This window comes from Marisediminitalea sp. (assembly GCF_984433645.1).
In genome coordinates, this window is record NZ_CFIDRX010000139.1 from 1 (window position 1) to 11,503 (window position 11,503).

General features: G+C 48.9%; 10 protein-coding genes and 1 pseudogene. 8 read left to right on the plus strand and 3 right to left on the minus strand.

The genetic code is table 11. From position 1 onward, the window contains the following. Positions 1-1,042 (plus strand): NAD-dependent DNA ligase LigA (gene ligA / locus AC4MRN_RS15535; RefSeq protein ID WP_491203787.1); only part of this gene is annotated, 1,042 nt, incomplete at its 5' end. Between the two features lie 72 nt (positions 1,043-1,114). On the opposite strand, the gene AC4MRN_RS15540 is transcribed toward ligA, so the two are convergent. Both AC4MRN_RS15540 and AC4MRN_RS15545 read right to left on the minus strand, forming a co-directional pair. Continuing rightward, positions 1,115-2,023: a hypothetical protein gene (locus tag AC4MRN_RS15540; RefSeq protein WP_491203788.1), complete on the minus strand. Its 909-nt coding sequence runs from the start codon at positions 2,021-2,023 to the stop codon at positions 1,115-1,117. A 305-nt stretch (positions 2,024-2,328) separates the two neighbouring features. Further along, positions 2,329-2,856, minus strand: coding sequence for a DUF2062 domain-containing protein (locus AC4MRN_RS15545; RefSeq protein WP_073321385.1), 528 nt, complete (start codon positions 2,854-2,856; stop codon positions 2,329-2,331). Between the two features lie 109 nt (positions 2,857-2,965). Between AC4MRN_RS15545 and AC4MRN_RS15550 the strand changes: the two genes are divergently transcribed. From AC4MRN_RS15550 to AC4MRN_RS15575, 6 genes are all read left to right on the plus strand, one after another. After that, a complete protein-coding gene (locus tag AC4MRN_RS15550; RefSeq protein ID WP_491203789.1) occupies positions 2,966-5,230 on the plus strand; it encodes a DNA internalization-related competence protein ComEC/Rec2 in 2,265 nt (754 codons plus the stop codon). Positions 5,231-5,292: 62 nt separating this feature from the next. Beyond that, on the plus strand, positions 5,293-7,035 hold the full coding sequence (gene msbA, locus AC4MRN_RS15555; RefSeq protein ID WP_491203790.1) for a lipid A export permease/ATP-binding protein MsbA: 1,743 nt from the start codon (positions 5,293-5,295) through the stop codon (positions 7,033-7,035). A 3-nt stretch (positions 7,036-7,038) separates the two neighbouring features. Continuing rightward, positions 7,039-8,052 carry a tetraacyldisaccharide 4'-kinase gene (lpxK, locus tag AC4MRN_RS15560; protein ID WP_491203791.1) on the plus strand — a complete coding sequence of 338 codons (1,014 nt, stop codon included), beginning with the start codon at positions 7,039-7,041 and terminating at the stop codon, positions 8,050-8,052. Positions 8,053-8,061: 9 nt separating this feature from the next. Next, the gene (locus AC4MRN_RS15565; protein ID WP_073321374.1) at positions 8,062-8,268 is read left to right on the plus strand and encodes a Trm112 family protein; all 207 of its coding nucleotides are present in this window, start codon (positions 8,062-8,064) and stop codon (positions 8,266-8,268) included. A gap of 3 nt (positions 8,269-8,271) precedes the next feature. Next, on the plus strand, positions 8,272-9,027 hold the full coding sequence (kdsB, locus tag AC4MRN_RS15570) for a 3-deoxy-manno-octulosonate cytidylyltransferase (RefSeq protein ID WP_073321371.1): 756 nt from the start codon (positions 8,272-8,274) through the stop codon (positions 9,025-9,027). Positions 9,028-9,040: 13 nt separating this feature from the next. Further along, complete coding sequence (locus AC4MRN_RS15575) at positions 9,041-9,700, plus strand: SDR family oxidoreductase (protein WP_490402585.1); 660 nt, start codon at positions 9,041-9,043, stop codon at positions 9,698-9,700. A gap of 60 nt (positions 9,701-9,760) precedes the next feature. Here the strand turns inward: AC4MRN_RS15575 and rimO are convergent, their stop codons facing one another. After that, on the minus strand, positions 9,761-11,209 hold the full coding sequence (gene rimO / locus AC4MRN_RS15580; RefSeq protein ID WP_491203792.1) for a 30S ribosomal protein S12 methylthiotransferase RimO: 1,449 nt from the start codon (positions 11,207-11,209) through the stop codon (positions 9,761-9,763). Positions 11,210-11,297: 88 nt separating this feature from the next. Here rimO and AC4MRN_RS15585 point away from each other — a divergent pair. After that, a pseudogene (locus AC4MRN_RS15585) lies at positions 11,298-11,503 on the plus strand (hypothetical protein); the annotation flags it as partial.

Consider the following 11,503-nt stretch of genomic DNA (forward strand, 5'->3'; position numbering starts at 1 on the left):
TGAATTTCAGGTTGGCCGCACAGGGGCAATTACCCCTGTAGCCAGGCTAGATCCCGTGTTTGTTGGCGGGGTTACGGTATCGAACGCCACCTTACACAACCAGGACGAGATTGATCGTCTGGGCGTAAAAGTAGGCGATACCGTCGTAATTCGCCGTGCTGGTGACGTAATTCCTCAAGTGGTCTCAGTAGTGGCCGCTAAGCGCCCTGAAGACGCCAGAGATATCGTCTTTCCGCTTGTGTGTCCGGTGTGTGATTCACACGTAGAAAAGCTCGAAGACGAAGCGGTTGCGCGCTGTACCGGCGGACTGATCTGTGGTGCGCAAAGAAAACAGGCGCTGAAACACTTTGCATCGCGCAAAGCAATGGATATCGATGGCCTGGGAGATAAGTTGATTGAACAACTGGTGGATGCCGATTTACTGAAAACACCGGTTGATATTTTCCATCTTACTTTGCCCGAACTTGTGCAACTCGAGCGTATGGGTGAGAAGTCAGCGGTAAACCTGCTCAATGCTATCGAGGCATCCAAGCAGACAACGCTGGCGAAATTCTTATATTCTCTGGGTATACGGGAAGTCGGCGAGGCCACAGCTCAAAACCTGGCCATGCATTTCACCAACCTTGATGCTATTCAGTCAGCTGATATTGAAGCACTGCAGTCAGTGCCTGACGTAGGCATTATCGTTGCCCAACACATTGCCAATTTCTTTGCAGAAGAACATAACCTGGATGTCTTGAAAGGGTTAATTGAAGCGGGTATTCAGTGGCCTGCTATAGAAGCGCCAAACGTTGACGAACAGGTATTGCAGGGTAAAACTGCAGTGGTAACAGGCACGCTCAGCGAGATGTCTCGTAGCGACGTTAAAGCGTTGCTTCAGCAAGCAGGGGCAAAAGTGGCAGGGAGTGTGTCGGCCAAAACAGATTTTCTGGTCGCCGGCGAAAAAGCGGGTTCTAAGCTTGCCAAAGCGCAGGACTTGGGTGTAGAGGTGTGGGACGAAGCGAGGCTAATGGCGTTCTTACGCGAACAAAACCTGGTTTGAATAAGGACGACAGTAGGTGCCGGTTGGGGCTGACACCTACTGTCGACGCGAGGGCCTGACAATGCGTAAGCTTTACCGGCGAGCTCGCAAAACGCTGATTGCGGTGGCCATGAGCAACATACCTAAAGCGGCTGGTGCATTAACCGGTGCGGTGGGCATGCCTGTCATTTCCGCATAGCTGTGTCCAATGATCAGTTCGCCATTGAGCAGTCCATCTATGCCAGCATCAAGTAAACTAACGCCTTCAAAAGCAAACCGTAAAGCGTTCACTTCCATGCTACAAAAACCAGACATTGAGCATGTGCTGTTTTGTTCGTTTAAGATCAGGTCTAAACCGGCGATACCATTAAAATCAATGAGCTGAAAGTTTGGCGTCGAACCTGCCAGCACGTCAGCCGTAATGCCTTCAGAGAGCAGGTCTACCTGACTGCCCAAAAAGAAGATGCTCAAGTCTTCTATGATTGAACTACCCACCGCTGAAAATGATCCCCAATCTCCGGACACTTCAGCGTAACTGTTTAACGTTGTACTGTTGACCGACAGCAAGGCGCTCAGATCCAGGGGAAACGTGGTATCAAACACGTTACTACCTAAACCGTTCACTTCACTGTACCCAGTGGTCATTCTTGACCCGTTTCCACCATCGACATCTGAGGTGATCTGGCCGTTAAATACCCCTGTCGAAGCAAATACGTCGGCGTCCTGAAGCCCTGCAAACGTGGCACCTACACTGGCATCAACGGATATTGCCGTATTCGACATATCGTAAGCGCCGGGTGCAGTTTGTTGTAACATCGACGGCAGCGTTAAACTCGCCTGAGCGGCAGCCACATTATTGACCTCTACGCTTAAATCCACACCCAGTGCGTAAGCATTGCTTTCACTCGCAATCACCGTAGCTTGCGCTCCCGTGGCAATCATTGAGAAACCCAATACCAGGCCGCAATAACCTGCGCTCTTTTTCATTAATCTGTTCATCATACCTTCTCCACAGCAACGTAAATAAATGTACGTAATGCAATCCAATGTGAGGTTGGCGACTATGCCTGAACAACTCCCCCAAACTGGTACTATCGTCATGTAAATGACATGTAAAATTCTAGGTGATTATGTGAACAAGGGTTATGAGGGTTTACCCCTAATTGATGGCGTAGAAGTAATCCATCTTGCATCTTTTATAACTTATTTTTTAACTAAATAAATCACGACATAGACAGGTATGAGTAATTCCGATTAGACACTAGTGGTTATCGGTACTCACTGTTACAGAAAAAGGATTGGAGGTGTTAAGCGGCAGTTTGCCCACGCTTTTGCTTTCGCGCTTGCCAGGCCTTTCGAACAGAAAAGCGCCATAGCCAGTTCAGACTGTAGTAACCGGCAATGCCAAACACAATGGAGCAGATCCCGCAGCCTAATAAAAAGGCAGGACCTATTGTGGATAAGGAATTCACCACCCAGTCCCAGGTTGGTTCAAAATGAAAGGCCTGAGAATCGGTCCCCAGTACAGTAGAGCCTACAAGATAAGCACCGTAAAATATGGGCGGCATGGTGAACGGGTTTGTGATCCATACTGTGGCTATGGATAACGGTAAATTAACCCGGCACGGAATGGCGGTTGCGGCGGACAGCCACATCTGAAAGGGCACTGGCCAAAACGCAAAAAATAATCCAATGCCGAAAGCGCCGGCGGCAGACTTGCGGTTTAAATGCCAGAGATTGGGCTCGTGCAGAATAGTGCCGAAAATTTTTAACGCCCGGTTATTTTTAACTGACTGATGATCTGGCAAAAATCGCTTTATGAATTTTTTAGGCATACCTTTCAAACTATTTTGACAACTGAGTCATCGGGTGAACGGACGCATTCTAAGCAGTATTACAACAGGGTTTTGTTGCGCAGTGGTGTCTTCACAATGGTGGACATCCATGCCATCACACCCTTTGCAGGTTGCGTTGATTACCGTTGTTGGAATAGTACTCTTTGTTACGTTACAACGCAAAACCCGACCGTTCGTTTTGTTGACTAATGTCAAGCCAATCCTGACCGGACTCACAATAGGTGGGTGCGTGGGTATTCTCTGGGCTGCGAGTTTAGGCCAAAGATACCTGTACTGGCAACAGCTGGAGGGTGAAATTCAACAAGATGTCACAATTGAGGGACGAATTGCCGGGATTTCAAACAACACACGCAGTAGCAGGCTGATATTGGAACAGGTCAGAATAGGTGGCAAAGCCTGGCCTTCTGAGCTTAAGGCTGTCATATATTACTATGAGCCGGACAAGCATTTTATTGTGTCTCAACAGATTTCAGCGAAGGTCAGGCTTAAACCCGCTCGAGCCGTTGCTAATCCTGCCGGTTTTGACACGCAAAAATGGTATGTGAGTCAGCAGATAGTGCGCACCGGTTACGTAATAGGGCAGCAGGTTGCGCTGGTTCGCCCGTCACTCACACTAAGGTCACAACTTCAACAAACCTTATCCGCATTACAGGTAACGGGGGATAAGTGGTTGCAAGCGCTGATGTTTGGCGATCGAAGAGGTTTCACTGATGAAGACTGGACGCTCTTAAAAGCAACGGGTACCGCGCATTTGTTTGCTATATCCGGTTTACATCTCGCACTTGCCGGCGGTGTAGTGTTGATTTGTGTTCAGTGTGTGAGTGTGTTGTGTCGTGCCAGTCGTTTCCGTTTTGCGTCGTTATTGCCTTTGCAATGGGCATGCATGCTGCTAGGCAGCACGGCCTATGCATACTGTGCGAATTGGCAGGTGTCAGTGACTCGCGCGTATGTGGTGTTGTGTGTATGGATTTGCTTGTGGAGCTGGTCAAGGCGGCTTGGGCATAGCAACGTACTCTTGCTGACCGCTACCATTTGCCTGGTGATCCAGCCTGAAGCTGTGTACGGAATGGCGCTTTATTTAAGTTTGGGAGCAGTAGCCATTATCATGCTTATACATTGGCGCTGGCGAAGCTGTTTTCGTGCAGAAGTGCCCTGGTGGCGGAAGCTACTCATCATGCAGGGACTGATGAGTGTTGGCCTGATCCCAATGACGCTTGTTATGTTTCAGAGTGTCAGTTGGGTCGCCCCGGTTTTCAATCTTCTGCTCATTCCTCTCATGAGTCTTGCCATTGTTCCGGCATGTTTAGTTGGGCTTCTTTTGTTACTTTGCTGCGACGCTGATTCGGTGTTGTTACGAACTTATCTGAATCTGGTGGGGTCATGTCTAGACCGTATTCTTCAGTTCATGAAATGGGGAGCCTTACGTATCGAGGATGGTGTCGGTACTGCGCTTTTGAGTGGAAGTCAGTCCGTATTGTTAGCCATTACGGTAGTGATACTCGGCGTTCTAATGCTGTCTTTTACAGGAAAGCACAGACTCATGCTCGCTATTCTGTTTGTTTGCCTCTATCCCAAATTTTTACCAGGTTTTGCTAAAAAACCTGAGTTAATTCATTACTTTGATGTCGGACAAGGTAGCGCGTCCATGGTTACGCGTTACGGTAGGGCGGTGATTATTGATACCGGAGCCAGTTTTAGTGACACGGGCAGTTACGCAGAGTCGGTTTTACTGCCGTTTATTCAACAGCATGGTTTGACCGTAGACTTGTTAATTATAAGTCATGGCGATAACGACCATGCCGGCGGGCTCGAAGTCCTCAAGCGCACTTTCCCTGAACTGACGATGCTATCGCCCGACAACGGATGTGAAAGTGGAATGCAATGGATGTGGCAGGGGCTGCAGTTTGAAACCTTCTGGCCATTGGCTAATAGTGATATTACCGATTCAGATAACAATCGCTCTTGTGTTGTGAAAGTGTCAGGTCAATATCACTCTGCGCTTTTTCCCGGAGACATAGAGGCGAGTGCTGAACAGACATTGATTACCCAACTGAACCGACAAACCGAGCTAGGCTTACTCAATGCAGATGTGTTGTTGGCACCTCATCACGGCAGCGCAACGTCGTCCACGGAAGCCTTTATTAATGCAGTATCTCCCAGATATGCGATTTTCTCGCAAGGCTGGTTAAACCGTTGGGGCTTTCCCAATCCACAGGTTGTGGATCGCTACCAACGGCGCAATGTCACGACAATTAACACGAGTAAAACCGGGTATCTTCGCGTTGATATGGGTAAGTCACTGACAATTCAACAATACCGGCAAATTGGACCCTGGTACCATCATGCATTTTGAAATTAGTGAATTGCCCATATAACAGGTACAATACGCGCGATTCATTTAGATATTAGTGTGATATGCATTCAAACAGCCCTCAAGACTTGCCGGTAAAACGCTTTTTTTCTTATTTACGCGAATACAAGTTGGCGTTCGTCGCCGCTTTCATTGGCATGGTAGGTTATTCTGGCCTCGATACTTTCGTCATATCCCAAGTGCAACCTGTTATCGATCAGGCCTTAAATAAGCAGGATTACGATTATTTGCGGATGGCGGCTTATCTCGTTGTTCCGGTTTTTATATTACGCGGCATATTTAATTTCCTTGGAAGTTATGCGCTTAGCTGGATTGGTGCACAAGTTGTCATGAAAATGCGCCAGCAGTTGTTTGCCAAGTACATCAATCTGCCGGTCAGCTTTCACGACCAGCAGGCCAAGGGCAACCTGATCTCCAAAGTGATTTACGACACCGATCAAATTGCCAGAGCATCCAGTAAGTCACTGGCCATTCTGGTGCGGGAAGGGGCGTTGGTGATAGGTATTCTGATTTGGATGTTTTACCTGTCGTGGCAGCTTTCGTTGGTCTTTCTGTTCGTTGGGCCGGTTGTCGCGGTTATTGTTAGCTACGTCACAAAACGTTTCAGAAAAGTCAGCCGCAATATTCAGCAGTCCATGGGCAGCCTCACCAGTGCAGTAGAACAAGTGGTAAAAGGCCACAAAGTGGTGCTGATGTTTGGAGGTCAGGACAAAGAACAGCAGCGTTTCGCGCAAAAGAATAATAGTAACCGCCAGCAAAATATGAAACTGGCCGTGACGCAAACACTGAGCGTATCTACCATTCAGGTTATTGCGTCGATTGCTCTGGCAGTGGTGTTATACATAGCCAGTACGCCTGGATTATTAACCGATCTGACAGCCGGTACCTTTGTCACCATTGTGTTTTACATGGTGATGTTACTTAAACCGCTTAAACAGCTCACAACCGTAAACAGCGAATTTCAGAAAGGCATGGCGGCATGTCAAAGCATCTTTGCCATTCTCGACGAACAGGCGGAAACAGACACAGGCCAACAGGATGCAAAGCGCCTTGCCGGTGACATTCGCTTTAACGATGTGACCTTTACGTATCCAGGTAAATCGCAGCCTGCGATCAATAAGATTAGTATGCATGTTCCAGCTGGCAGCAGTGTCGCACTGGTGGGACGCTCAGGCAGTGGTAAGTCGACATTGTCGTCGTTGATCACGCGGTTTTATTTACCGCAACAGGGCGATATTCAGGTTGATAACACCAATATTAACGCCTTTACGCTGGCCTCGCTGCGCAAAAATATTGCACTGGTGTCTCAGCAGGTAACCTTGTTTAACGACACCATTGCCAACAATATTGCCTATGGCGTAAGTGACAGCGTGAGTCGAAAAGACATCGAGCACGCGGCACGACTGGCGCATGTCATGGAATTTGCTGACGAGTTGGAACAGGGCCTGGATACCATGGTGGGTGAAGACGGCGCGAGTTTATCAGGCGGACAACGCCAGCGCGTTGCAATTGCCCGGGCACTGTTACTCGATGCGCCTATTTTGATTTTAGATGAAGCCACGTCAGCATTGGATACCGAATCAGAGCGAATGATTCAGGATGCGCTGGAACGTCTGCAACAAAACCGTACCAGTATTATCATTGCCCACCGGTTATCGACCATTGAAAACGCTGACCAAATTCTGGTCATCGATCAGGGTAAAGTCGTCGAAAGCGGTAAACATCAGCAGCTACTCGAAGCCAATGGTGCCTATGCCCAACTCCATGCGTTGCAATTCGGAGAATAACGGGTGAACTGGGTAACCCGCATGTGGTATCAGGGAGCCTGGTATCAATGGTTGTTTTTGCCACTCAGTTTGCTGTTTGCTGCGCTGTCGGGTCTTCGCCGCTGGCTGTATAAAACCGGTTTGTCCAAGCAAACGGCAGTGTCTGCGCCGGTGATTGTGGTGGGGAATATCAGTGTGGGCGGCAATGGCAAAACGCCGGTGGTCGTTGCGCTCTGTGACGCGCTTAAACAAGCAGGTTTTCACGTTGGTGTTGTCAGTCGGGGCTACGGAAGTACAACTACACAATTTCCGTTTGATGTCACACCTGATTTAACACCAGATAAAACGGGTGATGAACCGCTCTTAATAGCCCGGCGCTGTCAGGTACCCGTGGTGATTGATCCGAAACGTCCGCGCGGCGCTCAGCATTTGATTACTCAACACCACTGTGATGTGATTATCAGCGATGATGGTTTGCAGCATTACGCATTAGGACGCGATATAGAGTTAGTCGTGGTAGATGGCCGGTTATTCGGCAATGGCCAATTGTTGCCTATGGGCCCGCTTCGTGAGGGCATGTGGCGACTGGAAACGGTAGACACGATTATCTTTAATCAGGGTACCGCGGATAGTCCGGTTCCGAAAAATCTGCAACCTTATAATCCAATTGAAATGCGGTTTGTACCAGGAGAATTGCATAACGTGGTAAACCCACAAATGCGTCTTACTGTCAGTGATTTAGCCAACCAGAGCAAGCCGATTACGGCACTTGCTGGCATCGGAGACCCACAGCGTTTCTTTAAGCAGTTGCAACAACTCGGGTTAACGGTAGATCACACGGTAGCATTGCCTGATCATCACGCCATCAGCGAAGATGATATACCGGCGCAAGCCGTAGTAATGACCGAAAAAGACGCAGTAAAAGCCGCTAAATTTGCGCATGATGATTGCTGGTATCAGCCTATTTCAGCACAATTTTCGGCGCAATTTTTAGACAATATTATTGAACAACTTCGCCGTATTCAGCGGCAATATTAAGGATGTATTATGGCATTCGATAGAAAGCTTCTCGATGTAATCGCTTGTCCGGTGTGCAAAGGTAAATTGTTATTTGCACAACACAATGATGCAGATGCGCTTGTGTGTCGGTTTGACCGTCTGGTGTATCCGCTAAAAGACAGTATTCCTGTGTTGTTGGAAGAGCAGGCAAGCAGTATCACGTTGGAGCAACTTGAGGCGCTTAAAAAGGGGTAATTCATGGCATTTACGGTAGTGATCCCGGCCCGGTATCAGTCATCGCGTTTTCCTGGCAAGCCTTTGGTTGATATCAAGGGTAAACCAATGATTCAGCATGTGGTTGAGCGTGCGCAGGAAGCGGGTGCAAGTGCGGTCATTGTGGCGACCGATGACAATCGTATTGCATCTGTTGCCGGAGAGTTTGCTGAGGTGGTTATGACTGATACGGCGCACACGTCCGGCACTGAACGTATTGCTGAAGTTGTGCGCACGAAAGGCATCGCTGACGAAGAAATCGTCGTTAATGTGCAAGGGGATGAGCCTTTTGTGCCGGCTGATAATATTAAACAGGTAGCTGAAAACCTGGCGGCTAGCGAAAGCTGGCAAATGTCGACGCTTTGTACAGAGTTACATTCACCCGCTGACGTGTTAAATCCTAACGTGGTAAAAGTCGTGGCTTCAGCAAGCGGGCGTGCCATGTATTTCAGTCGTTCAGCCATTCCGTTTGCCCGGGATACTATGATGGCTGAGCCGGTGTCGGTAGACCCGACGCTTTACCGCAGGCACATAGGCTTGTATGCCTATCGGGCGCAATACATCAAGCAATATGTGAGTTATCAGCCGTCTGCCCTTGAGCATATTGAGTCATTGGAGCAACTACGGGCATTGTGGTATGACGATGCTATTCACGTGGCATTAGCTAAATGTCCGCCACCAGTGGGTATCGATACGCCGGAAGATTTAGCGACGCTGCTTACATCACTCAACGCAACGTAATCAGGAGATAATTATGAATGTCGTGATCACAGGTGCGAACCGTGGTATTGGATTGGCCATGACGCAACAGTTTGTTGCAGCCGGCCATCGTGTTTATGGCTTGTGTCGCAATGTGTCTGACGCGCTGGCTGATAGCGGAGCAACAGTCATCGATGGCGTCGATGTGGGTAATCCAGACACCTTACCTGGTAGTTTATCAGCGCTGAAGGACGTCAGTATTGATTTGCTAATCAATAACGCAGGGGTGTTAGCGAACGAGCGTATAGACGAGTGGCAGCCTAATACCATCGACTATCAGTTCAGAGTGAACGCAATGGGACCATTATTGGTAACGCAGTGCTTGTTGGATAACCTGCAGGCTGGTGCAAAAGTCGCGCTCATTACCAGTCGAATGGGCTCAATGGCAGACAATGGTTCCGGCGGTTATTACGGTTATCGTATGAGTAAGGCTGCGCTGAATGCGGCTGGTGTATCAATGGCAAGGGATTTGGCGCCACGTGGTGTCGCGGTGGGTTTATTTCACCCCGGCTTCGTGCAAACCGATATGGTTGGTGGGCAGGGAGACGTCGATGCGGCAACTGCGGCATCACGCCTAATCGCCCGAATCGAAGCGCTGTCTGTCGAGACGGCGGGTAAATTCATACATGCCAATGGTGATGAGCTGCCCTGGTAAATCAAAAAACCGCCAGGCAAGGTGCACTGGCGGTTTTTAAGATCCTGGAGCAGATAACGCTTATTCTGTGTCGCTTTCTTCTGCTGGCTCTTCGTCTTGTTCTTCAGACATCACAGCCCACATATCATGCTCATTGGTGTGAATAACTTCTGCCCAGACCCGTTGGCCAGGTTTCACATCGTAAACCCCATTTAAATGCACGACACCATCGACTTCCGGCGCATCGGCATAGCAGCGTCCTACTGCGCCTTCTGCATCCACAGAGTCAATGACGATTTGGTATTCCTGACCGACACGGGCCTTAAGACGCGCTGCGCTGATTTCGCTTTGCACCGCCATAAAGCGCTCAAGTCGCTGCTGTTTAACCTCTTCGTCGACCGGATCGGGCAAGTCGTTTGCAACCGCACCTTCAACCGGTGAATAGGCAAAGCATCCCACGCGATCCAATTCTGCTTCCCGAATGAAATCCAGTAACTCTTCAAATTCAGCTTCAGTTTCGCCCGGAAAGCCCACGATGAACGTTGAACGAATGATAAGTTGCGGGCATTGTTCACGCCATTTTTTGATGCGGTCGAGCGTGCGCTCAGCACTGCCTGGTCGCTTCATTAACTTCAGAATACGTTTGTTCGCATGCTGGAAAGGAATATCCAGATACGGCAGGATTTTCCCTTCGTTCATCAGTGGGATCAGGTCATCAACATGCGGGTAAGGGTAGACATAGTGCAGGCGAACCCACATGCCCATCTCTCCGAGTTTTTGACACAGTTGCAACAGGTGAGTTTTTACCGGCATGCCATCCCAGAAGCCCGTACGGTGCTTAACATCAACACCGTAAGCACTGGTGTCCTGCGAAATAACCAGCAACTCGTTTACCCCGGCATTTTTAAGGCGCTTGGCTTCGTCCAGGATTTCACCAATAGGGCGGCTCACTAAATCGCCTCGCATCGAGGGGATAATACAGAATGTACAGCGGTGATTACAGCCTTCAGAAATTTTCAAATAGGCATAATGACGCGGCGTTAATTTAACGCCGTGGTCAGGAATCAGGTGCTCAAAGGGGTTGTGGCCAGGTTTTGGCAGGTGATCGTGGACCTGATTGACGACTTCTTCGTAGGCGTGCGGGCCGGTGATTGCCAGTACATTCGGGTGCACTTCGCGAATTTCGTCTTCCTTGATACCCAGGCAACCCGTTACAATTACTTTGCCGTTTTCTTTCAATGCTTCACCAATGGTGTCCAGTGATTCCTGAACGGCGGCATCAATGAAACCACAGGTGTTTACAATTACAAGATCTGCATCGTTGTAGGTAGGTACTACATCATAGCCTTCAGTGCGAAGCTGAGTAAGAATGCGTTCTGAATCTACCAGGTTTTTCGGGCAGCCTAATGAAACAAACCCAATGCGCGACTGTGCATTGCCAGTCTGAGTCGATGCGGCGGCTTCTGTGAGCACGGTTTTTGGCGCATCCAGTGTGGTTGTCTGTTTCGGGTCAAATTTTTCAACGGTCATAAAGATTGGCTTTCTGGATATCTTTGGTAAGCTACAAAGCGCGAAGTATAGCAAATTTCTCTGTTAAAAACCTACGAAGGATATCGATTTGTCTTCTGTTCAATGCCGTATTCCGGAGTCGCTTGACGATGTCGTATTGACGGACGTCAGCCGCGTCATGCAGCACTTGCGTCCTCAGTTCACAATTGAAGAATTAAATTATGCAATTCAACAACAGTGGCAAGCCGGTTACCGTCTTGCGATTGCTAGTGTGGACGGTGCTGTCGTAGGAGTTGCCGGGTTTGTTGTCGGTCA